Origin of the sequence: Spiroplasma endosymbiont of Nebria brevicollis, assembly GCF_964030895.1 — a bacterium.
Lineage (GTDB): Bacteria > Bacillota_I > Bacilli_A > Mycoplasmatales > VBWQ01 > Spiroplasma_E.
The window spans coordinates 728630-752902 of the sequence record NZ_OZ034986.1; the positions used below are offsets into that span (position 1 = coordinate 728630).

The window sequence follows — 24273 nt, forward strand, 5'->3', positions numbered from 1 at the left end:
AAATCAAATTTTCCAGTTTTAAGATGTTTTATTTACTTAGATGAATTAAAAACACTAATAATAAAAAAACAAGCATTAGAAAATACAGACAAATTCGATGAGATAGAAATGGCAAAAAAATATTTACAACTTATAAATATTGAAGATCAACCAAAAAGATTACATAAAGTATTAAAGGAAATTAACAAAACTAGCAATAATAAGGACAAAGAAAAATTAAGAGTTTTAAAAGATGAACTATGAGGAGATTTACAAAATATTGATTTATTACTTAATACTTATCTTGGAATAGAAAGTATTAATAAATTTACGTTAGGAAACTATTTCATATTACCAGAGGAAATTAATTCGGAAAGTTCAGATATTAAATTAGATGGCTATGAAAAAACAAACCAAAAATTTGATAAAGCTATAAGCACACTAGAAAAACATCAAATTGAAGCAAAAGGTTTTCAAGAAGAATTAATTGAAACGTTTAAAATTAGTGAACAAAAAGTTTATGAAGCAAAAGAAAAAGAACGCATACAAAAAGGTGACTGAAAAGTTAATGATCTTATATCAGCATATATTAAAGATATTTCAGGAATAAACAGTAGTGAAGTTACTACTTTTAAAGTTTTAAGTAAAAAAGAGAATAATGGAAATATTATACTTTATAATTCTTCTAATAAAAAGAAACCCATTTATAAAATTAGAAAATAACAGCAGCATTAATGTAATTGCTGTTGATAATCAAAATAATGTGTATTATGGTTTACATAATGGATTATATATTATAGAAAATAATCAAAAAATGCCAATTAAAGTAAATGAAATAAACAGTTCTGTGTTTACTATTAAAATATTTAAAAGTACTTGTTCTTCTAAATCTGATTTTTCTTGTTGCATGGAATGAACTAATTTATGTCCTGCTGTTGAAATTTCTATAGGTTTACCAATTTCATAATATACTAATCCAAACTCTTTCATAATTTTGTATCAAGTATCAAATCTAGAGGGTCAACCATGATCAAACCCAGATTATCCATGATTTTGAGGACTATGTGCAATTATTTTAATTGTGTATTTATATTGCGCCATTTGACTTCCAATAATATATAATCATCAGAAAAAGTTTGTAAACGTGCGGCTTCTCTAACTGTTATTGTTCTTACTTGAGATGAGTCCGGATGAATATGTCTTAATCCATCCTTATATAAATGTGCTGGAATGGTATATAATGGTAAAAATAAAGAAATAATAGCTACTAAGGTAATTGGCATAGAAAATAATTCTAGTATTGAAGAAATAGCAATTGATGGTAAAGATAATGTTTTCTTTGCAACATCTACAGGTGGATATGAATTAAAATATAATGAAAATTGAATTACAAAAATTACTGATATAAATACACAAGTAAGAACAATAGCAGTAGATAGTCAAGGTAATATTATAATTGGAACAGATAATCAAAGTGCTTATTTATTGTTTGCTACTGAATTAGTAAAAGAAAAGCCAAAAGCTGTTCTAATTAATGAATTAGAGAAATTACGGCTACTAATTGTACTGCTATTTTGCTAAAATTAAATGATGAATTTGTACAATTTTTGGAACCTGAAGAGATTCTTAAATCACCATTAATAATAAACGAGTATATTGAATGAGGATACCCCAATTTATCTTCTAAAGCATTAGAAGTATCTGAAAAATTAAAAGAATTAGAATTTCCATTATTATATTTTTTTGATTTTAATAAAAAAAATATTTCAGAAGATTGAGAATGAGACGTTAACTTAGAAGCAATAAAAAGTAAACTACCAGAACAAATGCAAGAGGATATCATAAAAGGGTTAGTAAGTTTTGAGACTACTGAAGAAAGCAAAAAAATATTGAAAATGCAAGTTCAACAGCAGAGAATATAGAAATCAGTTTTAACATTTTTGCTCATACTGAATTTAGTGATATTAAATATAAAATTGCAACACCAAACATTAAATTTCAAATTAATAGAGGAAATAAAATTGCAAAAACACAACTAAAAAATATAAGGGAATTAATAGTGAAAATAAAAGAAGCAGTAATAGCAGTTAATGAAGACAAGCAAAAAACCATCGAACAATTAATAAAAATACAAACAGATATTATTCAGTTTTTAATTGCGCAGATAAAAAAACAGAATTAAGTAAATTAAGTACTCATACAAACTTAAGCGTTCATCAAATCAACCAAAAAGAATTACAACAAACAACAAATTGAGTCTTTTAATAAAGAATTAGAAACATTTAGCAGATAATGATTATCAAAAATTTATTAATCATTACGCGAAAGCAACAGAAACAACACCATCAGAAATGAAATACTTTTTATATTGAGATAAAAATTATGATATTATTAATGAAAATTATCTACACATTTTTCATATAATAGTTTTGAGGATTATCAACTTTCTAAATTTTTTGATTTCGAGAATATTAAAGCAAAAATTACAACTGTTGAAAGTAAAATAAATGAAATAAAAAAAGTTAAGTTTCAAAAACTCAATTGATGACAAAAGGTGCGAAATATATTTTCTTGAACATGACAAAAAACTAAAAATATGATTGATGAAATTAAAAAAGCAAGTGATTTAATTTTTAAAACAACAAATTCTAATTTTGTTAGAAGCAAAGAATCATTAAATAATGCAAAACTTGAACTTGAAGCAAAAGTTAATACGCCAACAGCAGCATTAGCTTTTTTATCAGAGCACTGTGATCAATGAATGCTTGGAAATAATAACGAAAATATATTAGAAATAGAAAATAAAAAGGAGTTTTTTTCTAGACAATATAGTGTTAGTTCTATCAATTCAAAAGTTTCAGATTTAGATGAAAGTTTATTATCATCTGAACAATTAGAACGCGGTTTTAATAATTTAGATGACTTGGAACAATCAAGTTTGCCCATTAATCCTAACTTAATAAAAAGACAAGATAGTGGTATAAGCATTAATTCAGGAAATAGTAGCGAATTTGAAAACTCAGTTAAAAATGATTATCATAGAAGTAGCATTAATTCAGAAATATCTACAGATAGTGGTATGAATTTTGAAAGTTCTAGTTTTAATGGAGACAACACTTCTGATCATGAAATTGAATCAAGTGACTACTCAAAAGATTCAAATCATTTTGCAATACAAAATACAAATATTTCTTTTAATAAAAACAAAGTTAATACACAAACACTTGCACCAACAGAAGAGAGATTACGTAAAGTACAGACTCATAAACATTTGTAAATTAGTTTAATCCATTATTTATTTCAGTTTATCTAGTCTCATATTTCTTCGAATAATTCATTAGTTTCAAAACGAATAGCAAGAATGCAATTAGCACCAATGCTTTGCGCTTGGGCTAATAATTAACTTAGTAGTTCATTTCTAATATCACTGGTTAGTTTTGTTAAACCACTAATCTCTCCACCGAACATGCTTTTGAAACCAGAACCGATGTTACTAAAAGCATTTCTGCTTTTAACTTTATTAACAATTAAGAATTCTTTGTAAGTAACACTTTTGGCTCCAATAGGTTCATTGGAACTGTATACTTGGATTTGTTTATTCATAGTTGTTTCTCCATTCTAATGTTTAAAAATTATATCAAGTAATTATAAATGGAATTGTTTTAAAATGCTACTTTTTTTAAAAAGTAAGGCTTCTAATTCTAATCTCTTCTTTTGATTTTGAATTATCAGTACTTAAATTTGGTCAAGAAGAATATTTCTTTTCATTATCATATTCTTCATTGATTTCTTTAATATTAATAGGAATAATTTGTCTCTGATCAACTTGAATTACTACTTCTCTAAGATCTTCAATATTAGTAATACTATTATCCACAACAACTGCAATTTCATTACTCTTATTACATTTCTTGAATAAGGAAATAAAAGGTAACTCGTCTCCATTAACTATACAATTAACTAATGAAAAAAACACTGAATCTAGATTATACAATGTAAGAAGAGGTAAAGCAGTTGATAATGTTTTAAAATTAATATCAATACCATTATCAACTGATTCATTAAGTCATACAAGTAGTGTTGAACTTAAAAATAATGGTAATGTTAGTAGCAAAGATTTATAACTAACTCTTTCAGTTTCAACATCTAATAATTTTGTTTCATCATTACTATCACTGGATATTGAACTATTTTCTAGTTCTTCTTGTTCAATAATACCTGCTGATTCTATATCTTGACTTTTACTATCATCTAAATCACTGATTTCATTTTTATTAGTTTCAAATTTTTCAAGATTTTCTTTTAATATATCAATTATTTTTTCTTCAATAATTGATATTGCTGCTGTAAAAAGTGCATTAGTAAAAGTACTTTCTAAAATATCTAAATCAAGAAAAGTTTCAAATATATTGTTAGATAATTTATCTAAAACTACTTCACCATAACTTTGAAAAATACTAGTGATAGTAAACTTCAACATTGATAATCCAAGTTGTAATTTAGTAACATTAGTTTGTTTTTGTGGATTAATTTTACTATAAATTCAAGATTTTATATTACTAATTTACTGAAAAATTTTTGGTTCTACAAATGTGTTTAAGATAATAATTCCTGAACTATACATGGAACTTTTTTTAAAATTATCTCAACTTAATTTCGTTTGTGCTACTTTCATACTAATTAATGATTGAAATATAGTTTGAGCAAAACTAGATATACCGACAACACTCATCTTTTTAAATTGTTTTTTCATTTCTTCTATTATAGTATTATCTTTATTTTCTATTTCTATAGGCATTATGTTCACTTCTTTCTTTTTAACACCTTTATACTATAAAAGCAATTATTATTTTTGTTTATCATAGGATATTATGCCATTTTTAATGATATTAAAGATTTGTTTTGATAAAACATCAGTTGATAAGTGGATAAATTGGCTTGGTTCAATTGGTTTATGGAAAACAAGTTGTACATGAATCTTTCCTTTATGTTTTTTATCAAAAATTTGATAAGAATTAATAATTGAAACTGGAATAATTGGAACATAAGCTTGATATGCCATTTTTAAAGCGCCTGCTTTAAATTCGCCCATTTCTTGGCCATGGCTTCTCGTTCCTTCAGGAAAAATCATCATAGTACGAGGAATTCTAATTAATTCTTTGGCTTCTTGAAAAGCAGTAACTGCTGTTCTGGGATTATTACGGTCAATAAATAACACATCAATTAAAAAGATAAAACGTCGTGCTAAACGGCTTTTTTTAAGTTCTTCTTTGGCAATAAAACCTAAAGGAGCATGTAAACTAAAATCATTAACTGATAATACTAGCAGCGGATCAAAGTTAGATTGGTGATTAGCAACCATAACACAACCTTTACGTTTTGGTCATAAGTCAACATTATGGACAGTTAGTTTGATATTGTATAATCATTTGATATAGCGTACTCGTTTTTTTAGTCATATATAGCGTTTTGCTTCTGATACTAAACTAGGGTCTTTTAATACTTTTTTGGTCATTGAACCTGACTTAGTATACGTTTGTAATAAGTAGGGTCAAGTTAAAATGGCTTTTCATATGTTCATTTAAATTAATTCCTTTCTTTGATAAATCTTAGCTGTAAATTGGTCATAATTGGTTGTTTTAATTAATTTAAAATCTGAAAAATCTAAATTTGGAAAGATGATGTTACCTGAGTAGGGGTGTTTGATAATTGAAATATATAAGTAATCAGCAAGTTTTCATGCTTGTTCATAAATTGTTTTCCCGCCTAATACACAAATATCTTTGGTTTTATTACCTTTGTATGGTTGTAAATATTCTAATAAATTATCACTAAAGGCAATATTATCAATATTGTGTCATTGTTGATAACGTTCTCGATGATGTGTTGCTATTATATTGTAGCGTTTTTTTAAAGGAAAACCAATACTTTCAAATGTTTTGGCACCCATAATTACGGTTGTATTAATAGTAATACTTCGAAAGTATTGCATTTCTGCTTTGATGTTTCATGGTAAGGAATTATCAGTACCAATAACTCCCTCTTCAGTCATAGCTCATACTAAATTTATCATTTAGACAGCAACCTTACCAATAATTAATGGATGTGGGTCATATCCTTCTAAAGTAAAATGATGATATTGGAAATCAAATAAATTCCTAATGTTTTTATTAACAACTAACTTTGGTAAATTTTTAGGTGCACGCAGTAATTGTTCATTGATTTGACTAATATGGTTACTATAAATATGAGCGTCACCTAAGGTATGAACAAAGTCACCTAATTCATAACCACATACTTGTGCTAACATAATAGTTAATAAAGCATACGAAGCAATGTTAAAAGGAACACCTAAAAAGATATCAGCACTGCGTTGGTATAGTTGGCAAGATAATTTCTTATCATTAGAAACATAAAATTGAATTAAAGTATGACAAGGTGGTAAAGCCATATTGCTAATTTCACTAGGGTTTCAAGCTGATAAAATATGTCTTCGTGAAAATGGATTATTTTTTAGATTTGTAACAAGGTCAACTAGTTGATCTATACCATTAAAGTTACGTCATTGTTTACCATAGACTGGTCCTAAATCGCCAAACTGAACAGCAAAGTTATGGTCAGTTTTTATCTTTTCGATAAATTCTTGTAATGTTTCATTTTGATATGATTCACTTTTAACATAATTTTTGTATGGTCATTCATTTCAAATACGAACATTATTTTTTACTAAGTATTCAATATTAGTATCACCAGCAATAAATCACAATAGTTCATGAACAATAGCTGGGAAGTGGACTTTTTTGGTAGTTAATAAAGGAAAACCTTCTGCTAAATAAAAACGCATTTGATAACCAAAAGTGGAAATGGTCCCTGTTCCTGTTCGATCATCTTTTTGGTAGCCATGCGTCATAACATGACGGCATAAACTTAAATATTGTTCCACTATTATTACCCCTTTCAGAAATAAATTAAATCACTTTTATTTTAACAAAATAATTGTATTTTCCCTAAATTATTATGAAAAATAATCAGAAATTATTTTGTGATTTTATTGAATAAATTTAATAAATAATGTTTATTAAATCTAGCTACTTGATTACTTGTTTTTATTAAAAATTTACTAATGAGGGTTAGCAAGGAATCTATTTATAAAAATGATGAGTTATCGACATCTTTGCCACGCTCCCTTTTTTTCATAAACTTTTAAACACTCCATCTCTACTAATTTAACTCGTACTATAATAGAAAAATTATAGCACAACAACTCAGGTCTACTCGCAAATGAAAATATGCCACTCATGTTTTCTCGTAAAAATTTTTATAAAACCTTAATAATCAATGTTTTTTATGCCCCTAAAGAGAGAAGTATATAGCAACAAAATAATTTTTTATTTTTTTAATGTTTCCAATTTAGTTTTAAGCTTTAAATTTTCTTCTTATAAGTTATTAATAAAATCAACTAGTTGACTAATTCTTTCTTTGCTTTTAGATAATTCAACATATGGGTCATAGAAATTCTGGGGATGTTTAAAGAATTTTGAGACATAATCAAAAGTCATAATGTCAGTTTTATTTATTCTCCTTTAATGAATTTAAAGTATTACCTTGTTTTATAAGTTCTTGTAATATTTCAATATTAAGATTTTGTTTTAATAAATCTGTTATTTTTAACAATATTTTCAATAGGTCAATCTAGATATGGCAATAGATTTAATGATAAGAACATGTCGTAGTCATTCAATAACAAATGGTAATAAAAGACTAGCTTTATTATCATGCAGTGTATTTTTAAATTCAATTGGTTTATATTTAAAATGAAGTTCTGATAGACAATTTTATTTAAAATACTGAGAAAATTTAATGGTAGATATTGCTAAAGGTACCTATGGTTATGATTTTGATGATATTAAACAAAATAATGAAATTAATTTCAATAATAAAAAAACAAATACTAGAGAACTATTTTTAAAGTCTTTGTTCTTAAGTAATTCTTGAATTGAAGTAAACGAAAACTAGTAATCTAAAATATGATATAATTAAATAGTAAAATTAAAAATAAGAGGTGCTATTATGAAATTCAAACAGTTTAAATATGATAAAATGTTAATTGACCATGGTTTTAAAGAAACAAAAAAAGATAAAGATTTAAGAGAAATTACAAAAAAATTAGTTAAAAAATAACTAATTTTAAAATATAAGTACATATTTTTGAATATTTGATTTGCATACCATTTTGAGTAGTAATTAATATATAAATAGTTAATAGTACAAAAAGACAAGTTAAGGGGAATAATAATATCAGTTAAATTACTTACTTAGGGTAAGTATGAAAAAATTTATTCATTAAGGTTGGCATCTAGCATGAATAATGGTTACCATTTCTGGTAACTTTTTTTGTTTTTTAAGTGTGATAATTACTTGAATTATATACCTTATAGGTATATAATTATAATATCAATCACTAAGATTAAAAAATTGAAAGGTGGTCATTATAATGGCAAATAATAAACTAGAATGTCAAATTGGAGCATGTAAAGAAATTTTAAATAGTGATAAATAATGCAAGAAAAAATACATATTTGAATTGAAAAAGAATTAAAAGAGCAGATACAAAAGTATTGTTCTGCAAATGAAACAACATTATCACAATTAACAAGAAAATTATTAAAGGAGTTCTTAAAAAATGAGCAATAATAAGAAACTTCAAATAATTAAATGAAATATTTACAATGCAAGAGTTAATTTTTTAGAAATTAAAGGTTCGAAAGTAAGACCAATCATTGCAGTACATATCATTCCTTTAACTACAAATTTAGAAAATAGAACTAAATATGACATTGATATAAATATTAATAATAAACAAGGAATAATAAAAGTAGGTAATTTGCAAAGGATTTATGAGGGTAATATTATCAGTCCCCTATATTCTAAAGATATTTTAGTTCCGGAATAAGTCTATTATATATTCATTTATGGTATGGGGTACTAATTAAATAATCATCATTTTAGATTTTGAATCTTTTTTATTATTTTTTAGAAAAACGATATTTTATAACTTTAGCTGGGTTGTCTCCAACAATAGCATAAGAGGGAACATCTTTTGTAACTACACTTTTAGCTACGATTACCATGGACAAATCCTTTCTTTTTCAATAACTAATATAGTTCTACATTACACTCAGGATGAGTGGCTACTAAATTTTATATAAATCAAAATTGTAATTTTTTTTTCATACTTTTTCATTAGTCTCTATATTTTCTTTCTTTCTGTTTCCTTTTAAATCTTTATTAGTGTGCCTTCCTTCTAAGTTTATAAAATTAAAAAAATTTAAATTTTCATATTAAAGAATCTGGGATTATTCAATCTAATATTTTTTGCTTTATAACTTCTTTTGTTTCTTTGGATTCATTGTTAATATGCATATAATTTTGTAAATTTAAAAGAGATTTCTTGTATTCTTCTTTAAAAACTGTAAAGTTTTTTTCAATATCAAGTAAAAAATTTTCAGAAATATCTATTAATTCTTCAATGGTTTTTATGTTTCTAAGTATCTTTATCTTTTTTATACTACAATCCTAAAATCCCACAAAATCCAGCAGTAACTGTTGCAATGGCTCCATCAATGGTATTAATTACAGGAATAACAGAAACAACCCTAGCAGTAACTGTTGCAATATTTGCACAATTTCAATTTGATGTTCTTTCTAAATTTGTAACTCTGTCAGTTAAATTATTAACTTGTTCTTTTAAATCCTCAAAATCTGCTTTTAGTCCTTGTACATTTTTATTTAATTCTTCTATTTTTATTTCTTGCATAATTTCTTTTCCATTTAGTATAAATTTTATGTCTATTTCTGTGCTTTTCATGTCGATGTTTATGTGGCATAATAGTTGATAATTCTGTCGTTATACTAGTATTTATTATTGAATTATTAATAATAAAATCTGTTTGATTATAATTAGTAAAATTTCATGGTTGATGTTCTGCCACTAATATATTAGTGGTATTTTTGCTAGCTCAATCTTTAATATTTTTAGTATCAATTGACTTAACATTAATACCTTGGGTCTTATCTTGAAAAAGTGGAGCGCTTAATACTCACAACTTAAATCAATAACTTGGACTAAAATATTTCATAATTTTTATACCTCTCTTTTTAAATTCTTTCAGTTGAGATTTTTATGAATCTAATTATCGTCTACATTCTACTCTTTTATTTTTTTACTTAAAAAAATAAATTAATCAAAAAATGACTGTAAAAGTTAAGGAAAAAATAAAATTACTCAATTGAGTAATTTTAACTATTTACATTAAATATTTTTACATGGTGTTGGTCTAATTTTCAGTTGTATGCTTTGATTTGTAAAATTTGTTAGAAGATATACATAAACTTAGTATAAGTTTTATTCATTAATTTTTATTTAAAAATAAAATGAGGTTTTAATAAGCAAAAGAAGGTGAAAAATTTGTTAAATTTTTCTTATTAGAAGAAATCTTAGAAATTGAAAAAGATTTTGCTTTAAAAAGTTTTAAATAAAGGTCAAATTTGAAATCAATTAAAAACATTGTATAATTATTATGTTTATATAGTGTTTAAACAAGGGTAAAGCGTTGAATTTAAGAATATTAATACACAAAAAACATCGATATTCTTAAACAACGCAAAAAACAGCAACTATGAACGAAGTAAAGATATATTTCAAAAGGGAGAGAAAAATATGAAAAAACTATTAAGTATGTTAACAGTAGGAATGCTTGCTTTAACCAGTGTACCAAGTGCCAATATGGTTTTAAAAACTAAATTAACTCAAAAAGTAAATAATCTTAAAAAAGAAATAGGTATTAATCTCATTAAATTTATCTTTGAACATCAAAAAGATAAATACATAGATATTTATATTGACTTCAATAATTTGGTAATGATTAATGGTTTATTAAAATTAGAAAACATTAATGAAACTAAAAAAGATGTAAATGATATTTTAAATAGATTCCCTGTTGACTTACAACAACAAATTATCGATAAAAATTTATTTTTAAAAGGAATGTCTTTAATTATTTGTGAAAATATTAATCATTTAAACGATGTAGATGATAAAAAAGGAATATTTGTTACTGGAATTATGAAAAATGATAAAACTGTTGATTGAGACGGTTGTGGTAATCAATGCTAACTTACAAATAAAATATAAATTAAAGGAGAAAAATTTATGAAAAAACTAATAAGTATTTTAAGTGTTGTGGGTTTAACATCGACAGTTAGTACAAGCGTATTTGCTTGTTGTGGGAGAAAAGAAAAACCCTTACCTATAAAACTTAGTACAAAATAAAACATTATTAAATCAAAGCAAAAAAGGAGAGCAAATAACATGAAGAAAATATTATCAATGCTTGCTATTTCTACACTAATAGGAACATTTGCTGTACAATCAATTATTGTCATAGTTGGTAATGATGTTAAACCCATAATTCCTAAAAATTTTAAAATTAATCGCATATTTAAGACCTCATTACAAAATATATTGTGTACTGTATAATTTATTTTTGTTCAAATTCATTAATTATAAGTTCTATTACTGATCCGTTAGAAACACCCAATTTTTTAGCCATTTCATCAATTTTAACTTGAACTGATTTTTTTAAATATATAGTCATATATGATTTTTTATCAATTGTTACCTTAGATAGATTAGAACTAAATTTGCTAATTTAATATTTGTCAATTTAGACCCACTAGAAATCTCATTAATTAGTTTTTTTGATTCAGTTATTTCTTTAGTAAATTGGTCGTTGTCTATTGTATTTTTAGAACTGTTTATACTATTTTTAATAATTTCAGCATTAGCTTCAGTACCTACATCATCAAAATTTGAGAATAAGTTAGATGTTGCTTTATTTGGCATTATAATATCCCTCTTTCAATTAGTTCTTGGTAGATGTGATATAATAGGTATGATTTTCTACTTTCTCCAGTAGAATGGAAGGTATGCTCATTATTTCGGCTTTCTTAAATTTTTGCTTTCGTTTAATTTGAGTTTTAAGAATTTTACTTTTAAATTTACTATTAGTAATATATTCTGCAAAGTCTTTTGAAATTCGATAGTGATCAAAATTATTTAAAACAATAGTATTAATATTATTTTTAATTCCTAAATCTTTACAAATAATTTCTCAGTTATTTGAGAGCATATTAACAGCTTCAAGACTATAGATTGAATTATCACTTATAATAATGATTTCATCAGCAATTACTAAAGCATTTTTATTTACAATATTAATACTTGGGTTAGTGTCAAAAATAATATAGTCATATTGTTTAATAATTCAAAGTTTTTAACAAACATACGTTTTAAAATAGCTTCACGTGCTGTTTCTAGTATGCAATTCATCTTCTAGGGTTGTCATTGCTATGTTGGTTGGTATTACATCAACGCTTAACTGTCCATGCTTTCATTCTTCAATTATATTTTCATTAATGATATCGATATTTTGCGTAAAAAGTTTTTTTGAATTTGCCTCTTTTTTAGACAGTTTAAAGGTCTTAGAAAGGTTACCTTGTGGGTCTAAACCAAATAAAAACAGTTAAATAAAGATTAATAAACAAGTTCATAGACCTTGCGGTCTTTTTTATTTGAATTTTTCAAAAGTTAAATTGTAATAATAAACTGTGCCAAGTTTTGACTAGCAAACCTAACAGAAATGAAAAATAGGGGTCTAAAAGATATCTTAATCGCTTGTACTGATAATCTCTAACGGGAATGAGTCAAGCGATTGCTGCAAGTCTATATACAAACTGAACATCAGCTTTGTTATTGTGCATCAAATTAGCTATCAATGAATGATAATCATGAAAGATGTAAGAGTTCAAGTTTGAACGGAAAAGGAATTAAAAGATAAAATACAACAATATTGTAAAGAGAATGACTTAAGTTTTAGTCAACTAACAAGAAAATTATTAAAGTAATTTTTGAATCATGATTAATAATAAAGAATTTCAAAATATTAGAGCAGCTAGTAAAGTAGTAGCATTAATTCATCACGAATTAAAAAAAATAATTATTACCTAATTAATTTAATTGAAAAAGAATTAATTAAATTATTAATAAATAAAAAATAAAAAGGTCTTTAAAGACCTTTTTAAACTCCTTACTTTCGTAAGGCATACCCTTTCGGGTGAAATCAGACTTCTAACTCTTTACAGAATTAGACACATCACTATTATGATGTATATATTATATACCATATACAACGATTATGTCAGTATTTTTATCAAACGGGTCGTATTGCAACAAAGGGTTAAAATAAAGAAATCAATGAATTGCTTAACATATGTATTTGTGAATTAAATTAAATCATTTGTCTATGAGCAAATTTGATTGCTTAAAATCAACTGCGACTTGAAGAAGCTTTGTTTTGTTTTTCACGAGCTTCTTTTTCTACTTTCTCTCTTTTTTCTCGTTCTTCACGCTCAGCTTTTTCTATAACTTCACGTCTTTGTCTATCTCTTTCTCTTTTCATTTCTTCAGCTGCTTGTTTACGAAGTATTTTTGCTAAATCTTGATTTTCTTCATCCATAATTTTGTCCTCCTTCTTAAATTATAAAGATATTTGTCTCATCTTTCTAATTGGTGATTTTTCTTTAACATCTTCTTCCTCAATATTATCACTTTTTTTATTTTTATTTAAAATTTCTTCTATTTTTTCGGAAAAATTAGTAACTTCTTTTTCATAAATTCTTAAACCATGTTCATCAGGTTGAGGTTTTTGATTTTCTTTATTAATTTTACTAACTACAAAATCAATCATTCCTAAACTATCTTTTATTATTACATTTTGTTTTGTGCTTAAATTTGCTCTTTCAACTTCTGCTTTTGCTTGTAATTCATTTTTTCTTTTACAAAAATTTTCTAAATTCTGTTGGTTTAATTCTTTTTTATTTTTAGAAAATTTTTCGTTTAATTCACTTTGCAAAGAGACAAAAGTTTTATTTTTATTTCTTTCTCAAAGTTGATGAAAACTATTCAAAATTCTTTCTTGTTTTCCTTCTTGAGTGAGACTTAAAAATAGTTCTTTTTGGTGTTCCTTTTCTAATATTAATTTTTGTTCTTGCAATTTATTTTCTAAATTTATCTCATTTTTAGATTTTCAATTAGGAAAAAGTCATTTTTTAAATCTTGACTTGTATTTATTGTAACCAGAAACTACACAACCTGTTATTAAACCTGCTGTAACAAAGGGTAATCAAGTCAAAATGGAAGCTGATACCACACCAACAAGTAAAGGAGCTATAACCAAATTACCAATTACTGGAATAGCACATCAAGCACCCAAAAATACTGCTAAACCGACTATTTTTCATGGAACACGTTTTCAAAAAGGTTTTGTTACTTGTTTTATAAAACAATCATTTTTTTCTTGATTAACATTTTCTATAAAATCTAAAAATGATGTTTTAATAATGGTTGTATTTTTACTTTCATCTGATTTAATTGGATCTTCATCATTTTCAATTTCATTGAAAAATTGTTCATAACTTAAATGTCTAATTTGTTGCACTACTTTGTTTTTTTCAAGATAAGTTATTAGTTCTAAATATTCATCACTTTTGATATCAAATAAACGTAAAAACAAAACTGGTTTTTCTTTTCTTCTTATTATTTCATCATAAATAAAATAATCTTGATTTTCTTCATTTATAACGGTTTTAAATTGAGAATATCTTTCATCAGATTTATTATCAAATTTGTATGTTTTACCATTATGTCAATTTTCATCATGTTTTATGAATTTAAATGAAACTTCTTTTGTATCACTTTGAATTTCTTCTTCAATTATAGTTTTGGTTGAAATCATTTTTCTTACCTCCTTTAAATAAAGTAATGGGTTTAAAAACTTATATGTTTATAACCAAATATTATCACATTGTTTAACTTTTACAATATTAATATCATTTATTTCATTATTTAATAATAAATTATACAAAAAAAGTTCGCAAATAAAAAATTGGACATTTAATTCATTAAAAAATCTTTAATCTCATGAGTATATATTTCATTATAATAAGTTAATGAAATATTACTAATGTTAACTGACAAGTCAATAATCATATTATTTATTTTTATGTTTAATTTCTTTTCTATTTGTGAAACTAAAGTTGGATTATCACTAATCACGCCATAAAAGAAACTACCAAAACTAGTGTTTCAAAATGTAGAGTCTGTGACACCATTTACATTTACAGCATCATATTGTTCAAATCTCATTGCTTTATCATTTTCATGACCTATAACAGGTCAAAATGAAATTTTTGTTATTTTTTCAATAGAAACGTTATAAGTTGGTGTTGTTGGCTTAGGTGGTGTAGGAACATTTGCTGTACAATCAATTATTGTCATAGTTGTTAATGATGTTAAACCTATAATTCCTAAAAATTTTAAAATTAATCGCATATTTAAGACCTCATTATAAAATATATTGTGTATTGTATAATTTATTTTTGTTCAAATTCATTAATTATAAGTTCTATTACTGATCCGTTAGAAACACCCAATTTTTTAGCCATTTCATCAATTTTAACTTGAACTGATTTTTTTAAATATATAGTCATATATGATTTTTTATCAATTGTTGTTTTAGGTAATTTAGCTGCTAAATTTTTGAATTTCATCATTGGTCTATATCTTCTTGTGATTTTATAGTTTTATAAAATCCTTTTCCTAATTTCATCATCATTATTCTCCTCTTTTAAAACCAAATTTTCTAGTTTTTCAATTCGTTTTTTAAGAACAAAATTTTCTCTTATATTTTTAATAATTAGTGTAACTACAAAATTAAAATCTTGCTCTTTACAAAAATAATTAACAATTTTTTTAAATTCATTTGATACAGTTCAATCTATTTCATTTGTCCAATTTTATTTAAGGAAAACCAAAATAATTTTTCTTCATTCTTTGATAATTTTTTATTAGTTAAAGCTCTAGATACAATAATAAAAATAATATTATGTTGTGCTAGCAAATCCTATTTTAATGTAATAGTTTACTATCATTAAATTTTTAAGGTTATTTTAATGTTCATGATAAACTTATAGTGTAAATAGTTATTTAAAAGAAAGGAAGTTTAAATGTGGCAAAATTAAAAAAATTTCAAGCGCACTCAGATAATTCAGAAAAATTTATGAATGAAACTCAGCAACAAAGTGAAAAAACTGTACTAAAAGGTTTTAATATTGAAATTAAACCTGGTGAAAGAATTGGTATTATTGGTGCTAATGGTAGTGGTAAATCAACTATTACTGAAATTTTAGCATCAATTCGAAAACCAACTTCAGGAACAATTGAAAAAAAGAAGGTGTTGTTAACAGCAACGTTTAAACATCTTGTTAAGCGTTATTCATAAACCTGACTTAGTGTTTTAGACGAAGTATCTACGGGGTTAGATATTGAAGTACGTGAAGAAATCTTTGAATTCTTAGAAGAAAATATTGTTAAGAAAATGTAGCCATGATTCTAGTTTCTCATAACATGAGCGATATTGAACGTTTCTGTACACGTATTATCTATATGCACAATGGTGATATCATTGAAGAACATACAGTTAAGGATGTAGTTAAAAAATATGGTTCAGTTCATGACTATACATTCCAACAATTTAAAAAATATAAAAAACCAAGTGTTGCTGTTGGAAAAGAATTATTACGTAATAAAAAAGGTCAAACTGACCCTAATAAAATAGTTAATGCCTTAAGTACTAATCCTAAAAAACAGCGATCGCTGTTAAAATTAATGTTTAAATATTACTTGAAAGGTTTCTTTGTTCCGTTTTTCTTAATTATTTATCCCATCTTAATTTTGGGAATTCAAGGTTTCTCTATTCAAAATGCTGGGTCTGTTTTATAGCAAGATTAGCATTAGTGCGGCAAATGATTGCTGGAATCGCCATTGTTAATATTATTTCTGTTGGTATCTTTGTTATTCCTCAAACAATTATTGAATTTAAAACATCTGTTTTATTAAAAAGAATTGGAGCAACTAATATTCATCCCTTGTTTTTTGTTAGTGCTGTTATAGTCATGGGATTAGTTATGTCAATTATTTCATTCTTATGAACATTACTATGAGGTGGAGTTTATTTTGGTGGAACTTATGGTTGAGGAAATATTGCTTTGCCTAAACAAATTGCCATTTCTATTCCGTGAATTTTAATTATCTTTGTTAGCACCATTAGCATGGGATTAATGTTAGCATCGTTATTTAAAACAATGACTTCATTTTTTGCTGTAGCTAATGTATTATATTTACCGATTGCTTATTTGAGTGGTTGGTTCTATCTTACCAATTGATTTAATTATTGGAACTCCTGCCTTAAATGTTATTAGTTATTGCTCACCATCTAAATATTCAACCTTACCATATTTTAATTGTTGATCAGGAACATTTAAAATGACATGGGAAATGTATATTTATGGGGGAGTTAGTTTAGTAATACTTGCTGGTTTTATTGGAATTACTGCTAAAAAATTAAAATGACAAAATTAATATAAATTGTAATTGACTGGTATATATACCAGTCAATTTTTAATACTTATATTCGTTTTAAAGATTAAACTACCGACTTATCTTTTTGTTTACTCTAGGTACCATTATAACCATCTCTCTTGAGTTTTTATCAATTTCATATTTAGATATCTCAGTAGGTTTTAATAAGCCAGAAATTTTTTTATCAATTGTATTTTTTCTTCTCATTTTTTGCTCAGGAATGTTTGTTATTATATCCTTAATTAGTTTTTATTAACTAACGCGGAATTTAAATCTAAACTACTGATTCATGCATAAGAACTGATAAAAATGTTTAATGTAAAATCAAGCATGGCAAAAACATCATTTAATAGGTCTTCTTCACTACTGTTTTTAATAATTAAGTTAAGTAGATTAGCACTACTACTATTAGGTGAACTAATATTCATATATGAATACATTAGTGTTACTTGTGTTTCATTAACAAAAATATTTGGTAATGGTTTTTGCGTAGCAGCTAAATCAATCATATTGCTCATAACTTTTGGTGTTAATAATTTTCTTAGTTTTATTGGGTCACTATAATCAAGTGCAAATAATTTTTCAAACTCTGGTGATTCTAATTGATCACCACGGTTAGAACCCAGAATTCTTGAACCTAAAGTTTCTGGTTGAATTGTAGTTACAACATCTTGAGCATTAATATTACAAGTAAAATATAAATAACGATTATATATAGTGCGGGTGGTTGTTGTTTTTCCTGTTCTTTGAACACGAACAATTTTTTCAATCATTGTTCCACAATTAAAATCTTGTTTATTAATATTGCCAACTAAGACTTTTTTCGGTTCACACATGATGATTCATGCCACTACCAAATACTAAAAATTTTTTTGGTATAATCGTAAAATTATCTTTAATTTCTAATTGTTCAAAGGCATTATGAGCTGCCATCTTAATGTATTTAGCATTATGTTGACGAAAAGCATTTTTATTTTTTTATTAAAAAATTGTCCAATTGTTAAAAATATAGCAGCAAAAATAATGCTAACAAGACCAGAAATAAGAAGAAGAAGAAGAAGAAATGTTATTTTGAAAGTTTTTCTTCAAGCAACATTATATAAATAATACCAGCAATAAATAGTATGGCTCCGACAATCAAAATTATATATGACAATCATTTATATTTATTACTAATAAAGAAACGTTTAAATGAAGTATTTAAAACTTTTTGATAAATACTATTCACATCATCTTTAATTATTTTAATTTCTTCGTCATTAAAATTAACAATCTTTTTAACTTCTGACATAATTCCTCCTAATAAAAATAAAGTATAATTGTTATAATATAAAGTAATTATAACTAAAATTAATGATTTTTTATTAAATATCACTGGTTAATTCTTTAATTAAGCAGTTTATTGTATGAAAAATTGGAAAAATGAGAGATAATTAATTATACCAACATAGAAATAGGAGATAACAAATGGAGACAACCATTACCATCTTATCGTGGATAGGTGCAGTATTAACTAGTATTGTTTTAATACCACAAAGTTTTAAAATTATTAGAACGTGTGACACGCAATCATTGTCGTTATATATGTATATTATTTTTGAATTATCAGCGGTAGTATGAATTACATTTGCCGCACTTTCAAATCAACCAGCTATTATTGTTACGAATAGTATTGTAGCAGTTTTTGCAAGCATGATTTTAATTTTAAAAATTATTAATATTATTAAAAAACATGAAAAACCTTAATCTTTTTAAACAAAAATTAAGGGATTATCATTTAGGTAGTTAATTCATCATTTAAAGCCATGACTACCATTTTTATCAATCATTATAGTAGTAGTAATTTTACGCGATATTAGTAGTTGTTCTAATCGTATACTATTACTTTCATAATTAGCATTGATTTTACCTTCAAAAAACTTGGGCTCTTTTTTACCAACTCATAACTTAATGGTTAGGGGTTGATTTTTATTTAGAGTTTTAATGAACAAATCATTAATAATTTGTTCATTAAATCAAATTGCAGGTGATAGTAAAATCATAGTTTTAAAAGTTAATGCTGAACAATATAACATTTGTAAGCAAAAGTAGGCTCCTAATGAGCAACCAAGGGCATTTAATGAAGTAATTTTTAGTTTAAATTTATTAGTAATAAAAGTTAAGACTTCATTTTCAATAAATGCTAAATAGTTTTTGCCATTGCCACCTAAACTATTAATATCACTAGTAGCAAGGATCGGAAAATATTTTGTCATTAATGTTTTTACTTCACTATTAGTATATGTTGTTAAATCATTAAATCTTGTCATATTATTAGTGCTACTAATACCAATATACACACAATTACTATTATTATTGGTTAGGATATTATGGTCATTTAATAACAAATCTTTACCATCAAATACTAAGTAAGTAACATAACTTTTAGTTTCTTCAAAATTAGGTGGTAAGGCAATAATAATATCTTTATTCACACTTAGCATCTTACTAGCATAACTAATAACTTGTACTTGATAATTATTCATAGTTTCCTAATAAAGTATAATTCATAATTCTAATATATAAATTAAAATTCGTTGGTTCTAAAAACATAGCGCTATTAATTAAACTGTCTAAAATTAATAATTTATTCGTAAATAATTGTTGATATGGAATAACACTTTTTAGATTGAAACTAGTAATATCACGGTTTACTAAAGTTTTTCTAGTTTCTAAATCTAACAGATAAAATAACATTAAAAATTTACCAAAATCATAATTATAAGAAATATTTGTTGGCTTGTTATTAAGACGAACAAATATTTGACCACTAATATGCATTAGTTTTTTAATTGCTAGCAAATGATCAGCTTTGTCAGTAGGTAGTGGTTTATTGTTTAAAAAGTCAGGTAATAAATCACTTTTTATGGTTTCATTATATCACTGGTTAAAAATATCTTGTGAACCTATATGTAACAAGGCAGTTTTTACATGTTCATAGTTCCCTAAATATTTTGTTTGACGTAAGAAAACAGGACTTAAAGCTGTAATAGTTAAAATAAAATTAGCAACAAGTTGTATATTTTCTTTGTAATTAATTTTATTTAATTCTAAGTAAACGCTAATAATTTTCATAAACATTAAATTTTTGTTACTATTAAAAACCAAATGATAAGCTGTTCGAAAGTCATTGCTCGGCAAAGTTGCTAAGATTTTTTTAATTTCACGTTTAAAGAAATAGTTACTTTTTAAAAGTAACAAATGATTAATTAATCGATACTCAGGAACCATATTGTTTTTCCAATCCAAAATTTACTATTAAAATTACTATACTAACATTATATCATTGATAGGATGTATGAATTACAGTTACTGCTTATTAATTTTATCTAAAACACCATTAATGTACTTGTAAGCATCATTAGGACAGTAGGTTTTAGTAATAATAATTGCCTCATTAATAATAATTTTTTTATCAATATTAGTATGGATAATTTCGTAAGAAGCTAAAATTAAAATTGCTTTTTCAATTGCCTTTAAACTTTCAAAGTGTCAATTAGTTTTTAATTGTAAATTTATAATATCAATTAAATCATATTCATTTTTAATAATCTCTTTTAAGATATTACATTGTTCGGTAATTAAACTAATACCTTCTTCTTCAAAAATATATTGTTCAAATTCTTTTTGTGATTGACCATCAAGAAAATATAGATAAAGTGCTTCCATAAGACCAATCCGTTTTTCATGCTGGGTTAGGTTTTTATATTCTGGCATTATTTTTTTACTTCTTCCTTGCAATTGGTGATAAATATTAAATGAGTATTTAACAATACTGAGTTTAATACTGAATTAACACGTTCTAAAATCATTTTATTAAGTTTACTTTTTAAACTTAATAAATCAGTATCACAATCAACCGCTAATTTGATTTCAGCAATAATTGAATTATTTTCTAAAATTGAAGCATTAATAGCAGCAAATTCAACTTGGTAGTTATCACTAGTTAATAATATATAAATTAGCTTTCTAACAACTAATGAAGTTAATTTTAAAGTTCCACGTTTGTTTTCTTCAATAATAATATTCATATTCTTCTCCAATCTTTAATTAAGCACGAGATTTGTATTTACCGTCATCAGTACCTATTATAATTTTATCACCATTATTAATAAACATGGGCGCTTGTAATTGTCAACCCGTTTCAATGGTAATCGTTTTCGTAGTATTAGTTGCACTATTACCTTTGACACCTGGAGGGGCATCAGTAACTTCTACTTCAATAGATGCTGGTAAATCAACACCAAGAATTTCTGTTTGTTGATAAACTCGTAATTTTATTTCATTGCCCGGTATTAAAAAGTTTTTTTCTCATTGTAACCTTGATTTATTAATTCTGATTTCATTATAATCAGAATTATCCATAAAAATTGAATGGTCACCATCGTCATAACTATAAATAGCTGGGCGCTTATCAATAACAGCAGGATAAACAGTATCACCACCGGTAAAAGTAATACTAGTAATAGCACCTGTTCTCAAATTTTTAGCTTTTACTTTGACATGTGCTTGACCACGACCACTTTTTGAATGTGCTGATTCAATAACTGTTAGAATTTCATTTTTATTATTATGCAGAAATGTTGTACCAGGACGAAAGTCATTAACGTTAATCATGATTATTTATTTTCCTTTCAAACATTTACTTCTCGTAGTGATTTAGTTAGAATTTCATATCCATCGTTAGTAACAAGAATATCATCTTCGATTCTTACACCACCAAGATCAGGGATATAAATACCAGGTTCGACAGTAATAACCATACCTGGAACTAAGATAGTAGGTTCATTTTTAATTACTCATGGTGCTTCATGAATTTCAATTCCTAATCCATGACCTGTTCCATGGGTAAAGTATTGACCGTAACCTTTTTCATTAATATAGTCACGACAAATTTTATCAATTTCACAAATAGCAATGCCTGGCTTAATAGCTTTAATACCTGCCATTTGCGCAGCTTTTACAATTCCATGAATTTCATTTAATTTAGAATCTACGTTTCCAATAGCGAAGGTTCTAGTCATATCTGAACAAAACCCTTCATAAACACAACCAAAATCACAAGTAACTAATTCGTTATTAGCAATAAGTTTATCACTTGCTTTACCATGGGGCATTGATCCACGAACACCTGAAGCAACAATAGTATCAAATGATGCTTTAGTTGCACCATATTTAGTGAAGGCTCGTAAAATAACATCTTCAACGTCTTTCTCACTAACACCAGGTTTAATAAAGTTTAAAACTTCATTAAAAGCTAAATCGCCAATAGCACATGCCTTAGCAATTCTTTTAACTTCTGATTCATCTTTACTAGCACGTAAATCATGTACATATACAGGTTTAAAAGTAATATTAGACATAACTTTTTTTCATGATTCTAATTGAGCATACGTAATGTACTCAGCTTCAAAACCAATTGTTTTAACTTTTTGTTCACTAGAAATGGTAGTTAAACTAGCAAAAGGGTTAGTGAAATTTTGACAATTAACATTTTTAGCTTTTAGTTTACCTTCAGTAATATAACGACCATCAAGTAGTAACGTAGCGTTTGTTTTGTTAATTAATAAGTAACCCAGATTAGAAAAAAAGTCACTATATCAAAATCGATTTTCTGGAGCATAGAATAGCATAGCATCAATTTTTTGCTCACTTAAAATATTTTTTATGGTTTCATGTTTACTAGAACTATTCATCTTTAATTCATTCCTTTTTATAATTTTAATTTTATTTGTTATACATATATTGTACTCTAAATTAAAGAAAAGAAATAAGGTTTTACTTATTTCTTTTCTTTATGTAATGTATGTTGATTACAACTTGAGCAATATTTTTTAGTTTCTAATTTTTCAGTTTGAGTTTTTTTATTACGATCTGCAATGTAGTTTTCTTCTTTACATACATCACATCTTAAAGTTAGGCCATCACGCATTAGGCACCTCCTGGAATAATTATTATTAATTTAAGTTATACACAATATACTATTATTACATAATTAAGTAATAAGTGCAATTAAATCAATGATTGTTTCCAATATTTTTCCTTTGAATAAACTAGTAAAAACAAATTTTAGTAGAAAGACTAAAATTTGTTTTAATTATTAGTTTTATGACAGATCAATTTTAACATCTTGACGATCATTCTCAGAAGCAGCAAAATAGTCTTTTGAAATTAAATGTAATGATTCAGCTACAACATTACTAGGAAATGTTTTAATTTTACTATTAAATACTTTAATATTAGCATTGTAAAATCTTCTTGCAGCAGCAATATTGTCTTCACAATCTTTTGCTCCTGACTGTAATTGTAAAACAGTTGTATTAGCTTTTAAATCAGGATAGTTTTCTAATAGTGCATTAAACTTACCAAAGGCAGAATTAAGCCCACTGTCAGCTTTAGAAAAATCTTGCATTGTTTCCATTTTTCCATTTCTTAAAGCAATAATTTGTGATAATGTTTCTTTTTCAAATTTCATGTACCCTTTAGTAGCATCCAATAATTTTGTTAATAAATCAAAACGACGCTTTAGTTGAACATCAATATCAGAAGCTGTTTCTTCAATTGATTGTTGTAGTCGTAAAAAGTTATTACGAGAAACGATGAACATAATAATAGGGATAATTAAAATAAAAGATAAATATACCATAATTTTTCCCAAAAGTGATGGTTGTGCTTTAAATGATTCATTACTAGGTTTGATTGTTGTCATAATGTTT

General features: G+C 25.6%; 40 protein-coding genes and 2 pseudogenes. 13 read left to right on the top strand and 29 right to left on the bottom strand.

Features of this window, described 5'->3' with window-relative positions; translation table 4 throughout:
- The first annotated feature begins 108 nt into the window (after positions 1 to 108).
- Entirely contained in the window at positions 109 to 702 is a 594-nt protein-coding gene (locus tag AAHM98_RS04225; protein WP_342277210.1) for a hypothetical protein, read from the top strand.
- 45 nt (positions 703 to 747) lie between these two features.
- Here the strand turns inward: AAHM98_RS04225 and AAHM98_RS04230 are convergent, their stop codons facing one another.
- Positions 748 to 969: a hypothetical protein gene (locus tag AAHM98_RS04230; protein WP_342277211.1), complete on the bottom strand. Its 222-nt coding sequence runs from the start codon at positions 967 to 969 to the stop codon at positions 748 to 750.
- Between the two features lie 128 nt (positions 970 to 1097).
- Positions 1098 to 1223, bottom strand: a pseudogene (locus AAHM98_RS09015) (DNA cytosine methyltransferase); the annotation flags it as partial.
- Here AAHM98_RS09015 and AAHM98_RS04235 point away from each other — a divergent pair.
- From AAHM98_RS04235 to AAHM98_RS04250, 4 genes are all read left to right on the top strand, one after another.
- Entirely contained in the window at positions 1210 to 1560 is a 351-nt protein-coding gene (locus AAHM98_RS04235) for a two-component regulator propeller domain-containing protein (RefSeq protein WP_342277212.1), read from the top strand. The pseudogene AAHM98_RS09015 and the gene AAHM98_RS04235 sit on opposite strands and share 14 nt — an antisense overlap.
- Positions 1554 to 1901, top strand: a complete 348-nt coding sequence (locus tag AAHM98_RS04240) for a hypothetical protein (protein ID WP_342277213.1) — start codon at positions 1554 to 1556, stop codon at positions 1899 to 1901. Before AAHM98_RS04235 ends, AAHM98_RS04240 begins: the two co-directional genes overlap by 7 nt.
- Positions 1902 to 2038: 137 nt before the next feature.
- Positions 2039 to 2161 carry a hypothetical protein gene (locus AAHM98_RS04245; protein WP_342277214.1) on the top strand — a complete coding sequence of 41 codons (123 nt, stop codon included), beginning with the start codon at positions 2039 to 2041 and terminating at the stop codon, positions 2159 to 2161.
- Positions 2162 to 2533: 372 nt separating this feature from the next.
- Positions 2534 to 3256 (top strand): hypothetical protein, encoded by a 723-nt coding sequence (locus tag AAHM98_RS04250; RefSeq protein WP_342277215.1) that lies wholly within the window; start codon positions 2534 to 2536, stop codon positions 3254 to 3256.
- A gap of 122 nt (positions 3257 to 3378) precedes the next feature.
- Here the strand turns inward: AAHM98_RS04250 and AAHM98_RS04255 are convergent, their stop codons facing one another.
- The 6 genes from AAHM98_RS04255 to thyA form a co-directional block, all read right to left on the bottom strand.
- Positions 3379 to 3582 (bottom strand): heavy metal-binding domain-containing protein, encoded by a 204-nt coding sequence (locus AAHM98_RS04255; RefSeq protein WP_342277216.1) that lies wholly within the window; start codon positions 3580 to 3582, stop codon positions 3379 to 3381.
- Between the two features lie 76 nt (positions 3583 to 3658).
- Positions 3659 to 4459: a hypothetical protein gene (locus AAHM98_RS04260; protein WP_342277217.1), complete on the bottom strand. Its 801-nt coding sequence runs from the start codon at positions 4457 to 4459 to the stop codon at positions 3659 to 3661.
- A gap of 84 nt (positions 4460 to 4543) precedes the next feature.
- Positions 4544 to 4777 carry a hypothetical protein gene (locus AAHM98_RS04265; RefSeq protein ID WP_342277218.1) on the bottom strand — a complete coding sequence of 78 codons (234 nt, stop codon included), beginning with the start codon at positions 4775 to 4777 and terminating at the stop codon, positions 4544 to 4546.
- Positions 4778 to 4825: 48 nt separating this feature from the next.
- Positions 4826 to 5560 (bottom strand): lysophospholipid acyltransferase family protein, encoded by a 735-nt coding sequence (locus tag AAHM98_RS04270; protein ID WP_342277219.1) that lies wholly within the window; start codon positions 5558 to 5560, stop codon positions 4826 to 4828.
- Entirely contained in the window at positions 5561 to 6052 is a 492-nt protein-coding gene (locus tag AAHM98_RS04275) for a dihydrofolate reductase (RefSeq protein WP_342277220.1), read from the bottom strand. It lies immediately after the preceding gene.
- A complete protein-coding gene (thyA, locus tag AAHM98_RS04280) occupies positions 6053 to 6922 on the bottom strand; it encodes a thymidylate synthase (protein WP_342277221.1) in 870 nt (289 codons plus the stop codon).
- Between the two features lie 755 nt (positions 6923 to 7677).
- On the opposite strand from thyA, the gene AAHM98_RS04285 reads away from it, so the two are divergent.
- From AAHM98_RS04285 to AAHM98_RS04295, 3 genes are all read left to right on the top strand, one after another.
- Entirely contained in the window at positions 7678 to 7995 is a 318-nt protein-coding gene (locus AAHM98_RS04285; RefSeq protein WP_342277222.1) for a hypothetical protein, read from the top strand.
- A gap of 543 nt (positions 7996 to 8538) precedes the next feature.
- Complete coding sequence (locus AAHM98_RS04290) at positions 8539 to 8673, top strand: hypothetical protein (RefSeq protein ID WP_342277223.1); 135 nt, start codon at positions 8539 to 8541, stop codon at positions 8671 to 8673.
- Entirely contained in the window at positions 8663 to 8932 is a 270-nt protein-coding gene (locus AAHM98_RS04295; protein ID WP_342277224.1) for a hypothetical protein, read from the top strand. The genes AAHM98_RS04290 and AAHM98_RS04295 overlap by 11 nt, the downstream gene beginning before the upstream one ends.
- Positions 8933 to 8976: 44 nt before the next feature.
- On the opposite strand, the pseudogene AAHM98_RS04300 reads toward AAHM98_RS04295, so the two are convergent.
- From AAHM98_RS04300 to AAHM98_RS04310, 3 genes and pseudogenes are all read right to left on the bottom strand, one after another.
- Positions 8977 to 9107: pseudogene (locus AAHM98_RS04300) on the bottom strand (CatB-related O-acetyltransferase); the annotation flags it as partial.
- Between the two features lie 440 nt (positions 9108 to 9547).
- Positions 9548 to 9796 (bottom strand): hypothetical protein, encoded by a 249-nt coding sequence (locus tag AAHM98_RS04305; RefSeq protein WP_342277225.1) that lies wholly within the window; start codon positions 9794 to 9796, stop codon positions 9548 to 9550.
- Positions 9765 to 10118 carry a hypothetical protein gene (locus tag AAHM98_RS04310; RefSeq protein WP_342277226.1) on the bottom strand — a complete coding sequence of 118 codons (354 nt, stop codon included), beginning with the start codon at positions 10116 to 10118 and terminating at the stop codon, positions 9765 to 9767. The genes AAHM98_RS04305 and AAHM98_RS04310 overlap by 32 nt, the downstream gene beginning before the upstream one ends.
- A gap of 581 nt (positions 10119 to 10699) precedes the next feature.
- On the opposite strand from AAHM98_RS04310, the gene AAHM98_RS04315 reads away from it, so the two are divergent.
- Positions 10700 to 11155 (top strand): hypothetical protein, encoded by a 456-nt coding sequence (locus AAHM98_RS04315; protein WP_342277227.1) that lies wholly within the window; start codon positions 10700 to 10702, stop codon positions 11153 to 11155.
- On the opposite strand, the gene AAHM98_RS04320 is transcribed toward AAHM98_RS04315, so the two are convergent.
- From AAHM98_RS04320 to AAHM98_RS04355, 8 genes are all read right to left on the bottom strand, one after another.
- Positions 11152 to 11478 carry a hypothetical protein gene (locus tag AAHM98_RS04320; RefSeq protein WP_342277228.1) on the bottom strand — a complete coding sequence of 109 codons (327 nt, stop codon included), beginning with the start codon at positions 11476 to 11478 and terminating at the stop codon, positions 11152 to 11154. The genes AAHM98_RS04315 and AAHM98_RS04320 overlap by 4 nt on opposite strands.
- A 178-nt stretch (positions 11479 to 11656) precedes the next feature.
- Positions 11657 to 11884: a hypothetical protein gene (locus AAHM98_RS04325; RefSeq protein ID WP_342277229.1), complete on the bottom strand. Its 228-nt coding sequence runs from the start codon at positions 11882 to 11884 to the stop codon at positions 11657 to 11659.
- A 19-nt stretch (positions 11885 to 11903) separates the two neighbouring features.
- Positions 11904 to 12170 (bottom strand): hypothetical protein, encoded by a 267-nt coding sequence (locus AAHM98_RS04330; RefSeq protein ID WP_342277230.1) that lies wholly within the window; start codon positions 12168 to 12170, stop codon positions 11904 to 11906.
- Between the two features lie 77 nt (positions 12171 to 12247).
- The gene (locus AAHM98_RS04335; protein ID WP_342277231.1) at positions 12248 to 12370 is read right to left on the bottom strand and encodes a hypothetical protein; all 123 of its coding nucleotides are present in this window, start codon (positions 12368 to 12370) and stop codon (positions 12248 to 12250) included.
- Between the two features lie 991 nt (positions 12371 to 13361).
- Positions 13362 to 13556: a hypothetical protein gene (locus tag AAHM98_RS04340; protein ID WP_342277232.1), complete on the bottom strand. Its 195-nt coding sequence runs from the start codon at positions 13554 to 13556 to the stop codon at positions 13362 to 13364.
- Between the two features lie 21 nt (positions 13557 to 13577).
- The gene (locus AAHM98_RS04345) at positions 13578 to 14834 is read right to left on the bottom strand and encodes a hypothetical protein (RefSeq protein ID WP_342277233.1); all 1257 of its coding nucleotides are present in this window, start codon (positions 14832 to 14834) and stop codon (positions 13578 to 13580) included.
- A 158-nt stretch (positions 14835 to 14992) separates the two neighbouring features.
- A complete protein-coding gene (locus AAHM98_RS04350; RefSeq protein WP_342277234.1) occupies positions 14993 to 15430 on the bottom strand; it encodes a hypothetical protein in 438 nt (145 codons plus the stop codon).
- A gap of 41 nt (positions 15431 to 15471) precedes the next feature.
- Positions 15472 to 15651: a hypothetical protein gene (locus AAHM98_RS04355; RefSeq protein WP_342277235.1), complete on the bottom strand. Its 180-nt coding sequence runs from the start codon at positions 15649 to 15651 to the stop codon at positions 15472 to 15474.
- Between the two features lie 455 nt (positions 15652 to 16106).
- On the opposite strand from AAHM98_RS04355, the gene AAHM98_RS04360 reads away from it, so the two are divergent.
- The 3 genes from AAHM98_RS04360 to AAHM98_RS04370 all read left to right on the top strand — a co-directional run bounded on the left by AAHM98_RS04360 (position 16107) and on the right by AAHM98_RS04370 (position 17358).
- The gene (locus AAHM98_RS04360; RefSeq protein ID WP_342277236.1) at positions 16107 to 16379 is read left to right on the top strand and encodes an ATP-binding cassette domain-containing protein; all 273 of its coding nucleotides are present in this window, start codon (positions 16107 to 16109) and stop codon (positions 16377 to 16379) included.
- A gap of 125 nt (positions 16380 to 16504) precedes the next feature.
- Entirely contained in the window at positions 16505 to 16879 is a 375-nt protein-coding gene (locus AAHM98_RS04365; protein ID WP_342277237.1) for a hypothetical protein, read from the top strand.
- A gap of 14 nt (positions 16880 to 16893) precedes the next feature.
- Positions 16894 to 17358, top strand: a complete 465-nt coding sequence (locus AAHM98_RS04370; protein ID WP_342275678.1) for a hypothetical protein — start codon at positions 16894 to 16896, stop codon at positions 17356 to 17358.
- A gap of 402 nt (positions 17359 to 17760) precedes the next feature.
- On the opposite strand, the gene AAHM98_RS04375 is transcribed toward AAHM98_RS04370, so the two are convergent.
- Together AAHM98_RS04375 and AAHM98_RS04380 are read right to left on the bottom strand one after the other, a co-directional pair.
- Complete coding sequence (locus AAHM98_RS04375; RefSeq protein ID WP_342275679.1) at positions 17761 to 18369, bottom strand: DUF3137 domain-containing protein; 609 nt, start codon at positions 18367 to 18369, stop codon at positions 17761 to 17763.
- A 215-nt stretch (positions 18370 to 18584) separates the two neighbouring features.
- The gene (locus AAHM98_RS04380; RefSeq protein ID WP_342275680.1) at positions 18585 to 18809 is read right to left on the bottom strand and encodes a hypothetical protein; all 225 of its coding nucleotides are present in this window, start codon (positions 18807 to 18809) and stop codon (positions 18585 to 18587) included.
- A gap of 176 nt (positions 18810 to 18985) precedes the next feature.
- Here AAHM98_RS04380 and AAHM98_RS04385 point away from each other — a divergent pair, with 176 nt between their 5' ends.
- Positions 18986 to 19264, top strand: a complete 279-nt coding sequence (locus AAHM98_RS04385) for a SemiSWEET family sugar transporter (RefSeq protein ID WP_342275681.1) — start codon at positions 18986 to 18988, stop codon at positions 19262 to 19264.
- Positions 19265 to 19269: 5 nt separating this feature from the next.
- Here the strand turns inward: AAHM98_RS04385 and AAHM98_RS04390 are convergent, their stop codons facing one another.
- The 8 genes from AAHM98_RS04390 to AAHM98_RS04425 all read right to left on the bottom strand — a co-directional run bounded on the left by AAHM98_RS04390 (position 19270) and on the right by AAHM98_RS04425 (position 24266).
- The gene (locus tag AAHM98_RS04390) at positions 19270 to 20043 is read right to left on the bottom strand and encodes an alpha/beta hydrolase-fold protein (RefSeq protein WP_342275682.1); all 774 of its coding nucleotides are present in this window, start codon (positions 20041 to 20043) and stop codon (positions 19270 to 19272) included.
- Positions 20036 to 20788: a hypothetical protein gene (locus AAHM98_RS04395; protein ID WP_342275683.1), complete on the bottom strand. Its 753-nt coding sequence runs from the start codon at positions 20786 to 20788 to the stop codon at positions 20036 to 20038. The genes AAHM98_RS04390 and AAHM98_RS04395 overlap by 8 nt, the downstream gene beginning before the upstream one ends.
- A 78-nt stretch (positions 20789 to 20866) precedes the next feature.
- A complete protein-coding gene (locus AAHM98_RS04400) occupies positions 20867 to 21274 on the bottom strand; it encodes a transcription antitermination factor NusB (protein ID WP_342275684.1) in 408 nt (135 codons plus the stop codon).
- Positions 21274 to 21588, bottom strand: a complete 315-nt coding sequence (locus AAHM98_RS04405; protein ID WP_342275685.1) for a hypothetical protein — start codon at positions 21586 to 21588, stop codon at positions 21274 to 21276. The genes AAHM98_RS04400 and AAHM98_RS04405 overlap by 1 nt, the downstream gene beginning before the upstream one ends.
- A 19-nt stretch (positions 21589 to 21607) precedes the next feature.
- Complete coding sequence (efp, locus tag AAHM98_RS04410) at positions 21608 to 22174, bottom strand: elongation factor P (protein WP_342275686.1); 567 nt, start codon at positions 22172 to 22174, stop codon at positions 21608 to 21610.
- A 2-nt stretch (positions 22175 to 22176) separates the two neighbouring features.
- Complete coding sequence (locus tag AAHM98_RS04415) at positions 22177 to 23253, bottom strand: aminopeptidase P family protein (protein ID WP_342275687.1); 1077 nt, start codon at positions 23251 to 23253, stop codon at positions 22177 to 22179.
- Between the two features lie 86 nt (positions 23254 to 23339).
- Positions 23340 to 23489 (bottom strand): 50S ribosomal protein L33, encoded by a 150-nt coding sequence (gene rpmG, locus AAHM98_RS04420; RefSeq protein WP_342275688.1) that lies wholly within the window; start codon positions 23487 to 23489, stop codon positions 23340 to 23342.
- A gap of 174 nt (positions 23490 to 23663) precedes the next feature.
- The gene (locus tag AAHM98_RS04425; protein WP_342275689.1) at positions 23664 to 24266 is read right to left on the bottom strand and encodes a LemA family protein; all 603 of its coding nucleotides are present in this window, start codon (positions 24264 to 24266) and stop codon (positions 23664 to 23666) included.
- Between the last annotated feature and the right edge of the window lie 7 nt (positions 24267 to 24273).